At 62.7% G+C, this 18,273-nt stretch carries 15 protein-coding genes and 2 tRNA genes; 2 read left to right on the top strand and 15 right to left on the bottom strand.

From position 1 onward, the window contains the following. The 3 genes from ASPHE3_RS00080 to ASPHE3_RS00070 form a co-directional block, all read right to left on the bottom strand. Window positions 1-468, bottom strand: a complete 468-nt coding sequence (locus ASPHE3_RS00080) for a carboxymuconolactone decarboxylase family protein (protein ID WP_013599181.1) — start codon at window positions 466-468, stop codon at window positions 1-3. Between the two features lie 530 nt (window positions 469-998). Then, window positions 999-1,874, bottom strand: coding sequence for a rhomboid family intramembrane serine protease (locus ASPHE3_RS00075; RefSeq protein WP_013599180.1), 876 nt, complete (start codon window positions 1,872-1,874; stop codon window positions 999-1,001). A gap of 9 nt (window positions 1,875-1,883) precedes the next feature. After that, on the bottom strand, window positions 1,884-2,429 hold the full coding sequence (locus ASPHE3_RS00070; protein WP_013599179.1) for a peptidylprolyl isomerase: 546 nt from the start codon (window positions 2,427-2,429) through the stop codon (window positions 1,884-1,886). Between the two features lie 155 nt (window positions 2,430-2,584). On the opposite strand from ASPHE3_RS00070, the gene ASPHE3_RS00065 reads away from it, so the two are divergent. After that, complete coding sequence (locus ASPHE3_RS00065) at window positions 2,585-3,526, top strand: hypothetical protein (protein ID WP_013599178.1); 942 nt, start codon at window positions 2,585-2,587, stop codon at window positions 3,524-3,526. Window positions 3,527-3,644: 118 nt separating this feature from the next. Beyond that, complete coding sequence (locus ASPHE3_RS00060; protein WP_013599177.1) at window positions 3,645-4,520, top strand: glycosyltransferase family 2 protein; 876 nt, start codon at window positions 3,645-3,647, stop codon at window positions 4,518-4,520. Window positions 4,521-4,550: 30 nt separating this feature from the next. Here the strand turns inward: ASPHE3_RS00060 and ASPHE3_RS00055 are convergent, their stop codons facing one another. The 12 genes from ASPHE3_RS00055 to dnaA form a co-directional block, all read right to left on the bottom strand. Then, complete coding sequence (locus ASPHE3_RS00055) at window positions 4,551-5,501, bottom strand: DMT family transporter (protein ID WP_013599176.1); 951 nt, start codon at window positions 5,499-5,501, stop codon at window positions 4,551-4,553. A gap of 96 nt (window positions 5,502-5,597) precedes the next feature. After that, a tRNA-Ala gene (locus tag ASPHE3_RS00050) sits at window positions 5,598-5,673 on the bottom strand. A gap of 71 nt (window positions 5,674-5,744) precedes the next feature. Further along, entirely contained in the window at window positions 5,745-5,861 is a 117-nt protein-coding gene (locus tag ASPHE3_RS22445) for a DLW-39 family protein (protein WP_217259039.1), read from the bottom strand. A gap of 68 nt (window positions 5,862-5,929) precedes the next feature. Further along, window positions 5,930-6,003, bottom strand: a tRNA-Ile gene (locus tag ASPHE3_RS00045). A gap of 97 nt (window positions 6,004-6,100) precedes the next feature. Next, window positions 6,101-6,814, bottom strand: coding sequence for a DUF3566 domain-containing protein (locus ASPHE3_RS00040; protein ID WP_041651769.1), 714 nt, complete (start codon window positions 6,812-6,814; stop codon window positions 6,101-6,103). Beyond that, window positions 6,807-9,485 (bottom strand): DNA gyrase subunit A, encoded by a 2,679-nt coding sequence (gyrA, locus tag ASPHE3_RS00035; RefSeq protein ID WP_013599173.1) that lies wholly within the window; start codon window positions 9,483-9,485, stop codon window positions 6,807-6,809. Before gyrA ends, ASPHE3_RS00040 begins: the two co-directional genes overlap by 8 nt. 58 nt (window positions 9,486-9,543) lie before the next feature. After that, a complete protein-coding gene (gene gyrB / locus ASPHE3_RS00030) occupies window positions 9,544-11,631 on the bottom strand; it encodes a DNA topoisomerase (ATP-hydrolyzing) subunit B (protein WP_013599172.1) in 2,088 nt (695 codons plus the stop codon). Between the two features lie 381 nt (window positions 11,632-12,012). Beyond that, window positions 12,013-12,573, bottom strand: coding sequence for a DUF721 domain-containing protein (locus tag ASPHE3_RS00025; RefSeq protein ID WP_013599171.1), 561 nt, complete (start codon window positions 12,571-12,573; stop codon window positions 12,013-12,015). After that, window positions 12,557-13,768 (bottom strand): DNA replication/repair protein RecF, encoded by a 1,212-nt coding sequence (gene recF / locus ASPHE3_RS00020; RefSeq protein WP_013599170.1) that lies wholly within the window; start codon window positions 13,766-13,768, stop codon window positions 12,557-12,559. Before recF ends, ASPHE3_RS00025 begins: the two co-directional genes overlap by 17 nt. A gap of 45 nt (window positions 13,769-13,813) precedes the next feature. After that, complete coding sequence (gene gnd / locus ASPHE3_RS00015) at window positions 13,814-14,698, bottom strand: phosphogluconate dehydrogenase (NAD(+)-dependent, decarboxylating) (protein ID WP_013599169.1); 885 nt, start codon at window positions 14,696-14,698, stop codon at window positions 13,814-13,816. A gap of 104 nt (window positions 14,699-14,802) precedes the next feature. Continuing rightward, a complete protein-coding gene (gene dnaN / locus ASPHE3_RS00010) occupies window positions 14,803-15,927 on the bottom strand; it encodes a DNA polymerase III subunit beta (RefSeq protein WP_013599168.1) in 1,125 nt (374 codons plus the stop codon). Window positions 15,928-16,454: 527 nt separating this feature from the next. Next, window positions 16,455-17,879 carry a chromosomal replication initiator protein DnaA gene (gene dnaA / locus ASPHE3_RS00005; protein WP_013599167.1) on the bottom strand — a complete coding sequence of 475 codons (1,425 nt, stop codon included), beginning with the start codon at window positions 17,877-17,879 and terminating at the stop codon, window positions 16,455-16,457. Window positions 17,880-18,273 lie beyond the last annotated feature (394 nt).

Raw genomic sequence — 18,273 nt, 5'->3', positions numbered from 1 at the left:
CTACCGTTTCCGGCGGACCGGGTGGTGGCTGGTGATCGAGATGCGGTTGAAGGCATTCATGGTGATGGCCAGCCAACTGACCACCGAGAATTCCTCCTCCGTGAGGTGTTTCCTGGCGAAACCTTCCTCATGCTCCTGCACGTTGTGCCCGGGCAGTTCCGTGATGGTTTCCACCAGTGCCAGGGCAGCGCGCTCCTTCTCGGTGAACAATGACGTGTCACGCCAGGCAGGTAGTACAGCCAGCCTCTGGTGTGTTTCGCCGGCCTCGACTGCTTCCTTCACGTGGAGGTCCAGGCAGTAGGCGCAGCCGTTGAGCTGGGATATGCGCACGTTCAGGAGTTCCATCGTCCTTGTGTCGATACCCGCTTCCTGAGCCGCTTCCTTGAGCTTGAGCCCCAGTCCATTCAGTGCCCGCCACAGCACGGGGTGCTGTTTATCGAGGAAGATGTGCTTGGTGGTCGGGGTCATTGACTCTCCTGTGGAAAAAAGCGATAGTGCGCCAAACGGTGATCAAGTGAAGCTTATCCACTTACCAACATCGCGATACCCACAAGTTATCCACAGGTGTGGATACTTCTTGCGCGGGAGAAGGCGTTCGTGGCCCGGGTGCTGCGAACCAGCCTTGCGGAAGGCCTAAAACTACACCGCTGTTGTTTATTAACAGTGTGCATAACGTTGTTGATAGCAGGCGCCACGAGGGGCGTCCACAGCCGGATCAAGGCCGATTTGCCCTTGTTATCCACAGAAGGCCCTGGAGAAGGGCGGTTGTCCACTTAAGCACACCCATTTCCCCAGAAGTTTTCCACAGGTGTGGAGAAAAACGACGTTTTCTGGGGAAACAGCCCGCCGTTCCGGGACTTTGGTCCTGCTGCAGGTCGAACTACAGGCGTGTAAGTTACCAACATTGTGGATAAGCCCTGTGGAAAAGAAGGACCCCGACGTCCTCAGGACGCCGGGGTCTTCTTGGTCTGCGGCCACTGCCGCAAGTCATCGGAGGGCTACAGGGATACCCTGACCCAGCTGACGGCTATCAGGAGCACAAGGACGGCCAGAAGCCCGGCAGCCTGGAGAAGCCCCTGCCGCCGGCCACGTGGGGCATAGGCCACCACGGCTGCGCACAGCGCGCCGGTGATGAGTCCGCCAAGGTGGGCCTGCCAGGCAATCTGGGGGATCAGGAAACCTATCACGCCATTGATGGCGATCAAGACCCACAGCTGACGGGTGTCACCGCCACGCTGGCGCTGCACCAGAAGCATTGCGCCGAAGAGTCCGAAGATGGCACCAGACGCACCAACCACCCCCACCGGGCCTCCAGGCGGGAGGATCGGCGTCAGGGCAAGGTAGCCCACTGAACCGCCAATGGCCGAGAGCAGATAAACGGCAAGGAACCGCACGCGGCCCAGGAGCGGCTCAAGTGCCTGGCCGAAAATCCACAGCATGTACATGTTCAGCACAATGTGGAGAATGAACCCCTGGGAGTGCAGGAACGCCGCGGTAAGCATCCGCCACGGTTCGAATGCCCCGTACTCCGGGGTGGCATAGACAGATGCGAACGCAAGGTTCCGGAAGACGGCATCCGACGGGATGACCCATTGCAGGACGTAAAGGACTGCACAGGCGGCGATGATCCCGAACGTCACCATGGGTTTGCCGGTGGCCACGGCGCCGCCATAGACGGTCCGTACTTCCGGCGTCGTGCGTTGTGCCTCGTTGACGCAGTCAACGCATTGGAATCCGACGGCGGCCGCCCGCTGGCAATCGGGGCACGCAGGGCGCCCGCACCGCTGGCAGCGCACGTAGGAGGGCCGGTCCGGGTGCCGTGGGCACACAGGAACCTGCGCGGACGGCTCAGCCGACGGAATTCCGTAACTCATGGACCGTTATTACAGCTGTTCGATATCAATGCTGTTGATGGTGACGTCCTCAACGGGGCGGTCGCCCATGCCGGTGCGGACACCCTCGATGGCGTCTACGACCTTCTTGGATTCGTCGTCCGCAACTTCACCGAAGATGGTGTGCTTGCCCTGCAGCCAGTCCGTGGGGATGGTGGTGATGAAGAACTGGGAACCGTTGGTGCCCTTGCCCATCTGGATGCCGGCGTTGGCCATGGCCAGCTTGTAGGGCTGGTTGAAGCTGAGCTCGGGGTGGATTTCGTCGTCGAAACGGTAGCCGGGGCCACCCGTGCCACGGCCCAGCGGATCGCCGGCCTGGATCATGAAATCCTTGATGATGCGGTGGAAGATGGTCCCGTTGTAGAGCGGGGTGCCGGTCTTGTCTTCGCCCGTTTCGGGGTGGGTCCATGCCTGCTCGCCCGTGGCGAGGCCGACGAAGTTCTTGACGGTCTTCGGTGCGTGGTTGCCGAAGAGGTTGACGACGATGTCGCCGAGGCTCGTGTGGATGGTTGCTTTTGCTGTTGCGATGGCAGTCATAGGCCCCATTCTTTCACGGCGGTCCCGGGTGGAGCTGGCTGGGCGGACAGTTCCGCGCTCGGTGAAATCCGCCTAAAATCCGCAGGGAGAATAGCGGGTGAACACCATGCCACGTAGGCTAACCACAGAACCGTCACATTAATCGGGAGGTAGTTGTGAAGAAATCGGATCGTATTGCCCGTGACCTTGAGCAGTCAGTCACCAGCGCCGTAGAGAATGCCAGGGATTGGGCAGCCCCCCGTGTGGAAGCAGCCGTGGACATGCTGCAGCACAGCCTGGATACCGCATCTCCCAAGATCCAGGAAGGCCTCAAGTCCGCCGCACACAAAGCGGCAGACGGGGTAGCCACTGTGACTCCGCGCATCCAGGACGGCCTGGCACACCTGGCACCCAGGATCAACGATGCCGTCGAGGGCGCATCCCCCAAGCTGCATGAGGCACTGGATAAGGCCACCCCGGTTCTCCTGAACGCCCGCGACCGGGTGGTGGTTGAGTACCTGCCCCGCCTGTCTGACCAGATCGGCCATGCCTCTGACGCGGTCCACCGCACTCTTGAGAGCACGCCGGCGCACGTCGACGCCGTGGCGCAGAAGCTCGGCGATGTAGGCATCATTCACGCCCTCCAGGAGCAGGCGCAGGCCAAGGGCACCCAGCTGAAGGCGGCGGCCACGCAGGCTGGACGTACGGTGGGCATCCAGCTTGCCGAGCCGGAAAAACCGAAGAAGCGCGGCTGGCTCGTCTTTGGGGTCATTGCAGCTGCCGTTGCCGCCGGCGTCGCAGCCTGGAAGGCATCCAAGCCGGTGGAAGACCCGTGGAAGACGCCCTCCCCGGTGACGCCCACGCCCGCTCCTGTTCCCGCCACCACGGTGAACGAGGTCAAGGAAACCGCAGCCGACGCCACGGAGAAAGCCGGGGAGGCAGCCGCAACAGTTGCCGGAGCAGCCGGGGACAAGGCGGAGGAGACCGGCGAGAAGGCCAAGCACGTGGCTGAGGATGTTTCGGAGGGCGCATCAACGGCAGCCACCGATGCAAAGACCGCCACCAAGAACATTGCGTCCAACATCAGCAGCGGGGACAAGGGCACCACCCAGTCCTGACCCACCGCTTCGGGCACCGACAGGACAGGGCTCCGCCTCCAAAGGGCGGGGCCCTTTCCTGTACCCGGGATCCACGCCGTCCCGGGGCGGGCGGTGGGTCGATGCTAGATTTGAACTGATGTCAGCCGAACAATCCTCTGGGGATGCCTTGAACGACGCAGCACACCTGCCCCGCGTGTCCATCGTCATCCCGGCGTATAACGAGGAGAGCGTCATCCGGCAGTGCCTCATTGCTGCCATCTACCAGTCCGTCCCCGCGCACGAAATCCTGGTGGTGGACAACCTGTCCAAGGACCGCACAGCCCGTATTGTGCGCCAGATGCAGCTCGAGTACCCGGAAAGTCCTATCATCCTGCTGAGCCAGGATAAGGAACAGGGGCTCATCCCCACCCGGAACTTCGGCCTGGACAACGCCACCGGTGACGTCCTGGGCAGGATCGACGCCGACTCGGTGGTGGAGCCTGACTGGGTGGAGCAGGTCCAGAAAGCATTTCTCGACCCGTCCGTCCAGGCAGCCACCGGACCCGTGGTGTACTACGACATGCCCATGCGGCGTTTCGGCCTAAAGGCCGACGATAAAATGCGCCAGCTCATGCTGAAGCTGGCCAAACACCAGTACCATTTCCTCTTTGGTTCCAACATGGCCCTGAGGTCCTCGGCCTGGGAGACAATCCGGGGTGAAACCTGCCGCGACGAAAAGGACGAGATGCACGAGGACATCGATCTGTCCCTGCACCTCGCCGAAAATGACCTGAAGATCCAGTACTGCCCGCAGATGGTTTCCGGCATGTCCGCCCGCCGGCTGGAAGATTCCCCCCGCGACTACCGGTACTACGTCACCCGGTTCGACCGCACCTACAAGGCCCACAACGTTAAGAAGATGGCCCTGAAGGCGCCCATGGTGGTCTTTTTCTCGGTGTACTTCCCCGCCAAGCTCCTGCGGGCCATCCATACCGTCAACACCGCACAGCCTGTCCGCCGCGGCGGACAGTAGACCCCGCCGGGCACGGTCACGTTAGATAGTTCAGTCTGTTCCGAGTTCCGCCAGCGGACGGCCCGACGGCGGCTCCTCCTGGCCGTGCCCGGCTGACCTTGCCCGGCGGGGAGCCCTGCCGGATTTTTGGCCCAGGACCACGACGGCTAGTCCCACCAGGATCAGCCCCAGTCCCGCGTAGGTGCCGGCAGGCAGCGTCTCCTGGAGGAAGACGGCCGCAAGGATTGCAGCTCCCGGAATTTCCAGGAGGATGATCATGGACACCAGCAGCGGGCTCATGGTGGCGAGCAGATGGTTGAAGGCAGTGTGGCCTACAAGTTGCGCGCACACCGTGATGGCCAGGATTCCCAGCCAGCCCGCAGCATCGAACCCCACCAGCGGTTGTCCCCACAGCACGGCCATCGCGGCCACCAGCGCTGCGCACATGCCGTAGCAAAGGGTGGTGTAGGTTCCCGTCGTCATGCTCTGCCGGGCTTTTCCTCCCGCCAGGGTGTACAGGCCTGCCAGCGCCCCACCGGCCACGGCCAGCAGGTCACCCAGCAGGGCCTGCGGGGAAGAACCCATATCGAAGCCGGTGATGGCCACCACACCGCCAAAGGCAACGCCAAGGCCCACCAGCACCTGCCAGGGGTGGCGGGTACCCCGGAAGAGCTGGAAGACGGCGATCCACGCCGACTGCAGGCACACCAGTGCCGTGGCAGCAGCAACCGACGTGAGTTGCAGCGAAGTTATGAAGCAGGCGAAGTGGAAGGCAAGCGCGACGGCAGCGAGCAGGCACCAGCGGAATTCGCCCCGCGTGATGCTGCCGAACTGCCGTGGCTCCCGGACAAGTGTGGGCGAAGCCATCACCGCGGCGCCGATGGCATTGCGCCAGAAGGCAATAGCCAGGGCACTCACGGTGGTGGCTCCCAGGGTCGCGGCAATCAGTGGCCCGGAAGAGGCCACACCCAGGACGCCAATTGCTGCGAGAAAGAAGTTCACTGGTCAACCCTAATGCGCAGTTCCACCTGATGTTCGTGCCTCCGCAGGCAAAACAAAAGTCCCGGCCCGCGTTTCCGCTGACCGGGACTTTCCTTATGGTGGAGGCACGGGGACTCGAACCCCGAACCCCCTGCTTGCAAAGCAGGTGCGCTACCAATTGCGCCATGCCCCCATAAGAAGCAACCCGTCAATCATACCCTAGGATCAGGAAGCCTTTGACCAGCTCCTGTCCGGGCTCCGGGGCTAGTCCACCGTGTCGGTTGACTTGCTCCAGACATCTTTCCGGGCTTCGGATTCCTGTGCTTTCCTGAACACCAGGAAGCCTGCGATCGCTGCTGCCAGTACAAGCAACTTCTTCACATGCTCCCCGTTCCGGTCCGGCTTGACGTTTCCGCAAACCTGACCTGTTCGAACCTGCACAGGTTCCGTGGGCGTACCAGGACTTGAACCTGGGACCTCTTCGTTATCAGCGAAGCGCTCTAACCGCCTGAGCTATACGCCCCGATCCCTCATCGGGCCGAGACATGACTTTACAGCACATCCCGGCCCGATCTCAAATCGGGCCTTTCCGCAGGCAGGACACCCGCGGGAGGAGGGACTTAGTCGTCCGTGAGGGTCACGCCAATGCCGCCCACCAAGGTGGCGGAAATGTTGTACAGCACTGCTGACAGCATGGACAGCGCCGTCAGCAGGACCACGTTTACCACCGCGATGATTGTGGCGAAGGAGGCCACCTGTCCCAGGGATGCCACCTTCTTCAGCTCGAAGCCGCCGCCTTCGGTACCGGCCAGCGTACCCAGCAGGCTGTCCACCTGGTCGAAGATGCCGGTGAGGTCAAGGACAGTCCACAGCACGATGGCGGCCACCACGGTGACAATTCCCAGTGCCACGGACAGCAGGAAGGCCATCTTCAGGACGGACCAGGGGTCCACCTTGCTGACCAGCAGCCGGGCGCGCCGGACTTTGGCTTTCGGAGCGGGCTTGACCAGGCCCGGAGTGCCCTGCCCCTGCCCGGGGTTGCCCTGGCCGGGCCGCTGCGCGCCCATGGCTGGCCGCTGTCCCGCTGCCGGGCGCTGGCCGGGCTGGCCGGGCGCCGGCCGCTGGGCCGCCTGGCCGGCGGGGCGTTCGCCCTGGGCAGGCCCTTGGGCAGGACGCTGCCCGGGAACTGCCGGACGCTGCTGCCCGGGGGCAGTTGCGGGTGCAGCAGGGCGCTGCTGGGGACGAACGGGGGCGTTCACCCGGGGAGCGGCCGAGGGCCGGCTGCCGTCGGGAACGGTACTGTTCGACTTGGGAAATGAGTCGGGATTACTCACTCGTTACCTCCGTGTAGTCTTCGTTCGGCTCAGCGTCGCCCGAGGCGTCCTCTGACTCAACGGCCGGTGATTCATCTGCCACTGCTGGCGCTGCGGCTTCCGCTGCGGAGCCGCCATCTTCAGCCAACGTTACGTCATCCTCCGCCGATTCCTCGCCCTCGATGCCGCGTTCGCTGTTGCGTGCCACTTCAATAATCCGGTCGTTCTTGTCCGGTTTGGCGAAGATGACGCCCATCGTGTCGCGGCCCTTGGCGGGGACGCCGGCAACTGATGAACGGACAACCTTGCCGCCCTCCATGACCACCAGGACCTCATCCTCCTCCTGGACGATGAGCGCCCCCACCAGGTCACCACGTTCCTCGGCGAGCTTGGCCACCTTGATACCAAGGCCGCCACGTCCCTGCAGGCGGTATTCCTCGACGGCCGTGCGCTTGGCGTAGCCGCCTTCGGTGACGATGAAGACGAAGGAGCCGTCGGTTACAACGTTGGCTGCCAGGAGTTCGTCATCCTCGCGGAACTTCATGCCGGTGACGCCGGACGTGGCCCGGCCCATGGGCCGGAGTGCGTCTTCGGTGGCCGTGAAGCGGATGGACTGGCCCTTGCGGGAGACCAGCAGCAGGTCATCGGTCTCCGAGACCAGCTGGGCGGACACCAGTTCGTCCCCGTCACGGAGGTTGATGGCGATGACGCCGGCGGAGCGGTTGGTGTCGTAGTCCTCCAGCCGGGTCTTCTTCACCAGTCCGCGCTTGGTGGCCAGGACCAGGTACGGTGCCTGCTGGTAGTCCTTCAGGTCCAGTACCTGGGCAATGTGTTCATCCGGCTGGAAGGCCATCAGGTTCGCCACGTGCTGGCCCTTGGCGTCCCGGCCTGCTTCCATGAGCTCGTATGCCTTGGCCCGGTAAACGCGGCCGAGGTTCGTGAAGAACAGGAGCCAGTGGTGGGTGGTGGTGACGAAGAAGTGCTCCACCACGTCGTCGCCCCGGAGCTGGGCACCCTTGATGCCCTTGCCGCCGCGCTGCTGCGAGCGGTAGTTGTCGCTGCGGGTCCGCTTGACGTAGCCGCCGCGGGTGATGGTAACCACCATTTCCTCTTCGGGAATGAGGTCCTCCATGGACATGTCGCCGTCGAATCCCATCAGGATCCTGGTGCGGCGATCATCTCCGTGCTTGTCCACGATCTCGCCCAGCTCGGTGCTGATGATCTCGCGCTGGCGCTGCTCGGAGCCAAGGATCTCGTTGTACTCGGCAATCAGTGCCTCGAGTTCAGCGTGCCGGTCCTGGATTTTCTGGCGCTCCAGTGCAGCGAGGCGGCGCAACTGCATGTCCAGGATTGCCCTGGCCTGCAATTCGTCGATGTCCAGCAGTTCCATCAGGCCATCGCGCGCGGCTTCGGTGGTGTTGGAAGCACGGATCAGCGCAATGACTTCGTCCAGCATGTCCAGCGCCTTAAGGAGCGCACGGAGGATGTGGGCTTCTTCTTCAGCCTTGCGCAAGCGGTACCGCGTGCGCCGGGCGATGACGTCCATCTGGTGGGTCACCCAGTGGCGGATGAACGCGTCCAGGCTGAGCGTCCTGGGAACGCCGTCCACGATGGCCAGCATGTTGGCCGAGAAGTTGCTCTGCAGTTCGGTGTGCTTGTAAAGGTTGTTCAGGACAACCTTGGCAACAGCATCGCGCTTGAGCACGATAACCAGCCGCTGGCCGGTGCGGCCGGAGGTCTCATCGCGGAGGTCGGCGATCCCCTGGATCTTGCCGTCCTTGACCAGCTCGGCGATCTTGATGGCGAGGTTGTCCGGGTTCGCCTGGTACGGCAGTTCCGTGACCACCAGGCAGGTGCGTCCCTGCAGCTCCTCCACGTTGACCACAGCCCGCATGGTGACGGAACCGCGGCCGGTACGGTAGGCGTCCTCGATGCCCTTGTGGCCCAGGATGGTGGCGCCAGTGGGAAAGTCAGGGCCCTTGACGCGGAGCAGGAGCTCTTCCAGCAGCTCCTCGCGGCTGGCTCCCGGGTTGGCCAGGTACCACTGCACGCCGTCCGCTACTTCGCGCAGGTTGTGCGGCGGGATGTTCGTGGCCATGCCGACGGCGATGCCCGAGGACCCGTTGACCAGCAGGTTGGGGAACCGGGCCGGCAGGATAGTGGGTTCCTGGTTCTTGCCGTCGTAGTTGTCCTGGAAGTCGACGGTTTCCTCGTCGATGTCCCGGACCATCTCCATGGCGAGCGGGGCCATTTTGGTTTCGGTGTACCGGGGGGCTGCGGCACCATCGTTGCCGGGCGAGCCGAAGTTGCCCTGGCCAAGGGCCAAGGGATAACGCATCGTCCAGTCCTGGATCAGGCGGACCAGCGCATCATAGATCGCAGTATCGCCGTGCGGATGGTACTGGCCCATGACCTCGCCCACCACACGGGCACACTTGTTGAAGGACCGGTCCGGCCGGTAGCCGCCGTCGAACATTGCGTAAAGTACGCGGCGGTGGACAGGCTTCAGGCCGTCGCGGACGTCGGGAAGGGCACGCCCCACGATGACGGCCATGGCGTAGTCCAGGTAGGACCGCTGCATTTCCGTCTGCAGGTCCACCTGCTCCACGCGGTCAACCAGCACATCGCCTTCAAGAACGGTGTCCGGGTTCCCGGCCTCGGGGACCGGGTTCTCGGGTGTTTCGTCGCTCATTTTGTATTTTCCGTTTCAGGTATATGTCAGGGTCCGAATATCTGGAAGAAGGGTCTTCCTAGATGTCCAGGAACCTGACGTCCTTGGCGTTCTGCTGGATGAAATTACGGCGGGACTCCACGTCCTCGCCCATCAGGACCGAGAAAATCTGGTCCGCGGCGAGGGCGTCGTCCATGGTGACCTGCAGCAGCGTGCGGTTGTCCGGATCCATGGTGGTGTCCCACAGTTCCGTGTAGTCCATTTCGCCCAGGCCCTTGTAGCGCTGGATGCCGTTGTCCTTGGGAATCCGGCGTCCGGCTGCCTGCCCGGCCACGAGCTTGGCGTCCCGCTCACGGTCGCTGTAGACGTAGTCGTGGGCGGCGTTGGACCACTTGATGCGGTACAGGGGCGGCTGGGCAAGGTATACGTAGCCGTTTTCGATAAGGGGCCGCATGTAGCGGAACAGCAACGTCATCAGCAAGGTGGTGATGTGCTGGCCGTCCACGTCGGCATCCGCCATCAGGACAATCTTGTGGTAGCGCAGCTTGGAGAGGTCAAAGTCCTCGCCGATGCCCGTTCCGAACGCGGTGATCATGGACTGGACCTCGGCATTGCCCAGCGCCTTGTCCAGGCGCGCGCGTTCCACGTTCAGGATCTTGCCGCGGAGGGGAAGGATCGCCTGGGTCTCGGGGTTGCGTCCGCGCTTGGCGGACCCGCCTGCCGAGTCACCCTCCACGATGTAGACCTCGCACCTCTCGGGGTCTTTCGACGAGCAGTCGGAGAGCTTGCCCGGCATGCCGAAGGATTCCAGTGGACTCTTGCGGCGTGCGTTGTCGCGGGCTTTGCGCGCCGCCATGCGTGCCTGTGCCGCCGAGATTGCCTTGCGGATCACATCGCGGGCGGGGCCGGGATTGCGTTCCAGCCAGTCTCCAAGGCCGTCGGTGACCACGCGCTGCACGAAGCCCTTGACCTCGGAGTTGCCCAACTTGGTCTTGGTCTGGCCTTCAAACTGCGGCTCTGCCAGTTTCACGGAAATGACGGCGGTGAGGCCTTCACGGATGTCATCACCCGTGAGGTTGTCGTCTTTTTCCTTGATGATGCCCTTCTCGCGCGCGTACCGGTTGATCAGGGAAGTCATGGCAGCACGGAAGCCTTCTTCGTGCGTTCCGCCCTCATGGGTATTGATGGTGTTGGCGTAGGTGTGGACGCTTTCGGAATACGCATTGGTCCACTGCATCGCCATTTCCAGGGCGATCTTGCGGTCCTTGTCCTCGGTCTCGAAGGCGATGACGTCCTCATGGACCACATCCACCTTCTTGCCGGAGTTCAGGTGCTTGACGTAATCGAGCAGGCCTTCGTCGTACTGGTACACCACAGTGCGGTGCTCGGCTTTGACTTCCCCCTCGGTGACCACGCCATCCAGGTCCAGGTCGGCGTCATCTTCCTCTTCGGCGGAGGTGCGTTCATCCGTCAGCGTGATGCGGAGCCCCTTGTTCAGGAAGGCCATCTGCTGGAAGCGGGCACGAAGGGTTTCGAAATCGAATTCCGTGGACTCAAAAATCGCCGGATCCGGGTAGAACGTCTGGGTGGTGCCGGTAAGGTCCGTTTCCTCGCCCTTGACCAGGCTGCCCTGGGGCTTGCCCCCATCGGCGAAGGACATCCGCCAGACGTGGCCCTGGCGCCGCACTTCGGTATCTACCCTGCTGGACAGGGCGTTCACCACGGAGATGCCCACGCCATGCAGGCCACCGGAAACGGCGTACCCGCCGCCGCCGAACTTGCCGCCGGCGTGCAGGATGGTCATGACCACTTCAACGGTGGGCTTGTGCTCAGTGGGGTGCATGTCCACGGGAATCCCGCGGCCGTCGTCGACGACCTTCACGCCGCCGTCGGCCTGCAGGACCACCTCGATGTGCGTGCAGTAGCCTGCCAGGGCCTCATCCACCGAGTTGTCCACCACTTCATAAACAAGGTGGTGGAGACCGCGGGGTCCAGTGGAACCGATGTACATGCCCGGGCGCTTCCGCACCGCTTCAAGGCCTTCGAGGACAGTGATGTCGCTGGCGCCGTACTCGCGCTGGGTGGCCGGCGCGGCCGGGGTGTCAGGCGTGCGGGCATCCTCGATTCCGGATTCGGCTGCCAGAATATCTGTATTGTCGTTAGCCACAGGCGCTGTCGACTCCTCTGTTCTCGATGATGGCCGGCCAAATCCTCTCCTGGTCCAACACAGGAAAGTCATCCGCCAACAGGCACAAACTTATAGCGCCGGTGACTTGCTGACGGGGATCCGCACTCCGCGTGCTGGAAGCGCACGGAAAACGGACTCAGTCAACGTTTTACCCGCGCCCAGTTATCTGCAACGATTCTACCGCGAAACAGCGTATTTCCCCGCATTCCAGAGCTGTCAGCGAACAGTGGTGTGCCGATGCAAGGCCCGTGACCGCACCTTGGGTGCGCTGGCAGTACGGCGTCCGGGTGCCTATACACCCGAAGGCCCTTTCAGGGCTCTACACGCCGCAGGGACGATTTTCAATAGCCGGTGGCGGGCCTATCCATAGGTGTCCCGGGGTCCCCGCCCATTCACCGACCGTCCGCCCTTCCGCCAACTGGGCGCTGCGGGACCGAGCACATGGATGCTTGTGACAACCCCATCGCCGAGTTCCACCCGGAATTTCTCCAAAAGGCTGGAGCTGAGGAGCCGCAGTTGCGTAGCCCAGGCCGTCGAATCACAACGGACATGCAGGGTGGTGTCAGTGAAGCTCTCCGGCGTGCAATGGGCTGAGATCTCGGGGCCCACCAACGTGGCCCATTCCGCCATGACCGATCCCACCGCCACCGGCGAAGTCCAGCCCCGTTCCGCCACCAGCCTGCCCACCACCTTGCCAAGACCCAGGGGATCACGGCCGGTCGCGTGGAACTGGCTGAAGCCGCGGGTATCGCGGATCCCACGTTTGGCCTTCGCGGAGCCGGGGCGGGGCGCGGACCTTCGGATTTCTCCGCGGGCGGCGGCGGCTTCGCGCATCCGGTTCAGGGCAGCCCGTGGAGCATCGATGTTGTCCGGGTCGCGGCCTGGCTGGAGCCCGCCGCCATTGTTATTGTCCCTGCTCATCAATACCTCCCGGGATGACCTTCACCCGCCGTCCGGACAACTCTTCCGGGATATCGGCGTCGACGGCGGCGGTCACCAGGACCTGTTCCGCGCCGGAGACTATTGCGGCCAGTTTACGCCGACGCTGCACGTCCAGCTCGGCAAAAACATCATCCAGGATCAGGATCGGGGCGGAGCCTCCGGTCCTGGCATCGTCCAGCATCACATAGTAGGACGCGAGGCGCAGGGACAGGCACATGGACCACGTCTCACCGTGGGAAGCATAGCCTTTCGCTGGCGCCTGCCCCAGGACGAGCTCGAGTTCATCGCGGTGTGGCCCCACCAGCGAGATGCCCCGCTCGAGTTCCTTGCGGCGGGACTCAGCAAAAGCCTGCACATACCGTTCCGTCAGCTGCTCGACGCCGAAGCTGAGCAGGTCTTCCGCCCCTGCCGAAGCACCTCCGGCGGCGGTGCCGCCAGCTCCCACAAGCGCGGCGCCGTCGTCGTCCATCTGGTTCTGGAGCGTGGAGCGGTAGACGGCGTCAGCAGGCTTGGATTCGTCAGTCAGCTGGGCATAAGCCCGGGCAAGATGCGGCCGGAGGCGCTCCACGAGCTCAAGGCGTGCGTGCAGGAGCTCAGCGCCGGCACGGGCCATGTGCTGGTCCCAAACATCCAGGGTGGCTTCATGGGCGGACGTGAATTTGCCGGCCCGGGCGGATTTCAGGAGGGCGTTGCGCTGTTTCAGCACGCGGTCGTAGTCGCTTCGGGTGGCAGCGTGGTGTGGAACGAGGCTCGCGAGCAGCTCGTCGAGGAAGCGGCGGCGGTTGGAAGGGTCACCCTTCACCAGTGCCAGGTCCTCGGGCGCGAAAAGTACCGTCTGGCAAATACCCAGGAGATCGCGGGCCCGGACGGGATTGCTGCGGTTGATCCTTCCGCGGTTGGCACGCCCGGCGTTGATTTCAAGCTCAAGGATGGTGATCTGCCCGCCCCGGACCAGCCTTGCGCGGACCAGGGCGCGATCGGTCCCGAACCTCAGGAGGGGTGCATCAGAGCTCACCCGGTGCGAGCTCATCGTTGCGAGGTACCCGATGGCCTCCATCAGGTTGGTCTTGCCGATGCCGTTGTAACCTACCAGCACGGTGACGCCGGGGCCCAAGGCGAGGTCCACCTGGGCATAGCTGCGGAAGTCAGTCAGCGAAAGGTGTTCTAGGTACACGCGGTCTTCGGCAATTCTGGGAACCGTCGGGTTCCCGGCTGGATGCTACTTGGCGGGACGGGTTGCGTGCCCGCCGAACTGGTGGCGCAGCGCGGACACCATCTTCATGGCCGGTGAACTGTCCTCGCGGGATTCAAAGCGGGCAAACAGCGCTGCCGTAATGGCCGGGGCTGGAATGGCGTTGGCGATGGCCTCTTCCACGGTCCACCTGCCCTCACCGGAATCCTCGACATAATCGTCGATGTTCTGCAGGCCCGGATCCTCATCGAGGGCTTTTACCAGCAGGTCCAGCAGCCAGGACCGGACCACGGTGCCCTTTTGCCAGGCGCGGAACGTGCCGGGCAGGTCATTGATGATGTCCTTGGACGCCAGCAGCTGGTAGCCCTCGGCGTAGGCCTGCATCAGGCCGTACTCAATTCCGTTGTGGACCATTTTGGCGTAATGGCCCGCCCCCACACCGCCAACGTGAACAAAACTGTCGGCCCGTTCGCCTTCCGGACGCAGGGCATCGAAAACAGGAAGGGCACGTTCAATATCAGCAGCATCGCCGCCGGCCATCAGGCCATAGCCGTTCTGGAGGCCCCATACACCGCCCGATACTCCACAATCCGCGAAGTGGATACCCTTGGCGGCAAGCAGTTCGGCGTGTTTCTGGTCCTCGGTAAACCGTGAGTTTCCGCCGTCAATCACCAGGTCGTCCGCATCTAGCTTTTCGCTGAGCTCATTGACCACAGCGTCCGTGATCGCACCTGCGGGGACCATGACCCAGATGAGCCGGGGAGCCGGTACTGCGGTGATGAGTTCATCGAGGGTTGCGACGTCCGTGATGTCGGGGTTCCGGTCGAAGCCCGTGACCTCAATGCCGCCCTTGCGCAGGCGTTCGCGCATGTTGAATCCCATTTTGCCAAGGCCGATCAGTCCAATGTGCATTGTGGAACTTCCTTCTGCGCTAGGGTGCGGGAAACAATCGTGGGCTGCCCAACTAGGTAGCAGTAAGTGTCGTTTTGGACGTCCATAACGACACTTGGCGCTACCTAGTTGGGGAGGCGGACGGGCATCACCAGGTAGCGGTAGTCGTCCTGGTCCTCGCCGTCCGCATCAGCCTGGGCCGTGATCATGGCGGGCTTGGGTGCTGTGGTGAACGAGAACCGGACGAACTTGGTTTCAATCACGCTGAGCCCTTCCACCAGGTAGTGCGGGTTGAACGCCACCGTGATGTCTTCCCCGGACAGTTGGGCTTCAAGTTCCTCGGAGGCCTGGGCGTCCTCGCCGGTTCCGGCGTCGAGGTTCAGCTGGCCCTGGGTGAAGGCAAGGCGCACGGGAGTGTTGCGTTCGGCAACCAAGGACACACGGCGGACGGCTTCGACGAGCTCCTGGGTTTGGACCGTGGCGTGGATGGGGGTGGAGTCCGGGAACAGTGAACGGATCTTGGGGTAGTCACCGTCCACGAGCAGCGACGTGGTGGTGCGGCCGCCGCTTTCGAAGCCGATCAACCTGCTGTCGTCATCGGAGAGTGCGAGGTTGATGTCGCCGCTGTTGCCCAGGGTCTTGGCCACCTCGTTAAGGGTTTTTGCCTTGACCAGCGCACTGGTGGAAATTCCGGGGGTGACGGGCTTCCACGGCACCTCGCGCATGGCCAGGCGGTAGCGGTCAGTCGCCAAGAGCGTGATCAGGTCATCCTCAATCTCCATCCGGACGCCCGTGAGGATGGGGAGGGTGTCGTCCTTGCTCGCAGCGATGATCACCTGGGACACCGCCTGCGCAAAGGCATCACCGGGAACTGTTCCGCTGATGGCCGGAAGCGCGGGCAGGGGCGGATACTCGGCCTCAGGCATCGTGGCGAGATGGAAACTGCTTCGGCGGCAGGTGAGGGTGACTTTGTTGCCGTCGGTTTCGACGTCAACCGGAGCGGAGGGCAGGCTGCGGCAGATATCCGCGAGGAGGCGGCCGGACACCAGGATGGTGCCTTCGTCGCGGATGTCAGCACCAATCTCCAGCCGGGCCGACGTCTCGTAGTCGAAGCTGGAGAGGCTCACAGTGCCGGCTTCGGCTTTCAACAGCAGGCCGGAGAGGACGGGTACGGGCGGCCGCGGAGACAACGACCGGGCTGTCCATGTGACGGCTTCTGCCAGGACGTCCCGATCGACTCTGAACTTCACGGAAGGGTGCCGCCTTTCATTGCTGCTGCTTCTAGGTTCCTGGAACGACGCGCTGGAAGTTCCACAAAGTGTGGTGCCCCCGTTCCTGAACCTGCATGGTCCGTGCTGAGGGAACCACATGAAAAACCCAAGGATGGGAGCGCTGCTGACAGCTTAGCCGGAAGATCCGGGATTAACCCATCCCCCTGGTGGTCCCGGTGCTTGAGGGCCGTCCGGCCCGGACCGGGGTGGGTGTGCGGAACGGTCTTGTTGTTTGAGGGATTTCAATTTTTTGGGATTAGTAGTGTTAATAACTGCTGTGGAAACTGTGGATAACTCTCCCTCACCGCGCAGTTCGGCGGTTAAGCCCTGTTCATGGACTGTGGGTGGAGCAGGTTTTAAACAGGGTGTGGATGGGGACAACATTTTTCGCGATTTTCGGAATCCACAGGCGCCTTAAGGGTTTTAAGCCCATTAACCGCGGTTGTCCCCTTAACTATCCACAGGCTTATCCACATGCACCTGTTAATAAGGTATAGGTGCGGCGGCTATGAGTCGCGCTGCTGCTGCTTGATGCGGTTGGTCAGCTCGGTCACCTGGTTGTAGATCACACGGCGTTCAGCCATCAGCTCACGGATTTTCCTGTCAGCGTGGATCACGGTGGTGTGGTCGCGACCGCCCAGTTCCTGGCCAATCTTGGGGAGCGACATGTCCGTGAGTTCCCGGCAGAGGTACATGGCAATCTGGCGTGCGGTCACCAGGGTGCGGGTCCGGGACTTGCTGCAGAGCTCCTCCATGCTGAGCTTGAAGTACTCCGCGGTCTGCTGGAGGATCTGGCTCGAAGTGATTTCCTGGGCGCCGTCGTCGGTGATGAGGTCTTTGAGCACCATTTCGGCGAGGGCAACATCCACGGGCTGGCGGTTCAGGCTCGCGAACGCCGTGACCCGGATCAGGGCGCCCTCAAGTTCGCGGATGTTGCTGGAGATCTTGGATGCGATGTATTCCAGAGCGTCGTCCGGAGCGGACAGTCCCTCGCTCAGTGCCTTCTTGCGGAGGATCGCGATCCGGGTTTCGAGTTCCGGCGGCTGGATGTCCGTCAGCAGGCCCCACTCGAAGCGGGACTTCATGCGGTCTTCAAATCCGGCCAGCAGCTTAGGCGGCTGGTCCGAGGTGATGACCACCTGCTTGTTGTTGTTGTGGAGCGAATTGAAGGTGTGGAAGAACTCTTCCAGCGTCCGGTCCTTGCCGGCCAGGAACTGGATGTCATCGATCAGCAGAACGTCCACGTTGCGGTACGTGGTCTTGAAGCTGGCGCCTTCATCGTCGCGGATGGAGTTGATGAAGTCGTTGGTGAACTCCTCGGAGTTCACATAGCGGACGCGGATTCCGCTGTAGAGCCGGCGGGCGTAGTGGCCGATGGCGTGCAGGAGGTGCGTTTTTCCGAGGCCTGAATCACCGTAAATGAAGAGTGGGTTGTACGCCTTGGCCGGTGCTTCAGCCACGGCGACTGCGGCGGCGTGGGCAAACCGGTTGGAGGAACCGATCACGAAAGTATCGAAGACGTACTTGGGGTTGAGCCGGCCGAATTCATGGGAGGTGCTGGGCAGCATGGGCTGCGGCTTCTGCTCGATGAGCTGGTCCGGGGAGAAGGACGGCTCGACGACGACGGGCTCGGGTTCCTGGTGGATGGGAACCAGGTCAGTGTCCACGTCGATGGCGCACCGGATGTCCTCGGAGAAGACATTGTGCAGGGCATCATCCAGGGCATCCTTGACCTGGGTCTGCAGGACTTCACGGGTGAGCTCGTTGGGAACAGCCACCAGGAGGGTGGAACCGATCAGGCCCTGGGCCTGGGCAAGGATGACAAAGCCCCGCTGCCGTGGCGAAACGCGGTGGTCCTGTTCCAGCAGGGTGAGCACCCGCCGCCAGGAACTTCCGACAGTATTGGCGTGGTTGGCTTCGTCTACTGTCATCAATCGGTTCCCTCAACTTGCTTTGCCTGCATTGCCTGCAGCCGCAAGCGCGGAACCAGCCTCTGGTTCAGCTTCATCCACAGGGTTATACACAGCACGTGGATAATCGGCTACTGGGCCACTCTAGGGGATGAAAAGCCTAGAAGATAGCTGGCAAGTAGCTTGTGGATAATTACACCGGTGTTGTTCTGAAAACGGCCTTGTGAGCCACTTCATCCACAGGTTCGAGGGGTAGGTTAGGCACAGCTGGGGACAACCGTTGAGCCCTGCGCCGGTTTGACTCGGCGGCTCATTTTGCCCTAACGTTGTGAAGTCCTTTGTGTCCGCTTTTTGGCCCCATCTGAATCTCTCAGGCGCAGTGCGTTTGAGCAGCCGGGGGAAGCGTGCATATACA

The sequence above is a fragment of the Pseudarthrobacter phenanthrenivorans Sphe3 genome, assembly GCF_000189535.1.
Classification (GTDB): Bacteria; Actinomycetota; Actinomycetes; order Actinomycetales; family Micrococcaceae; genus Arthrobacter; species Arthrobacter phenanthrenivorans.
This window is presented reverse-complemented; position numbering and strand designations above follow the sequence as displayed.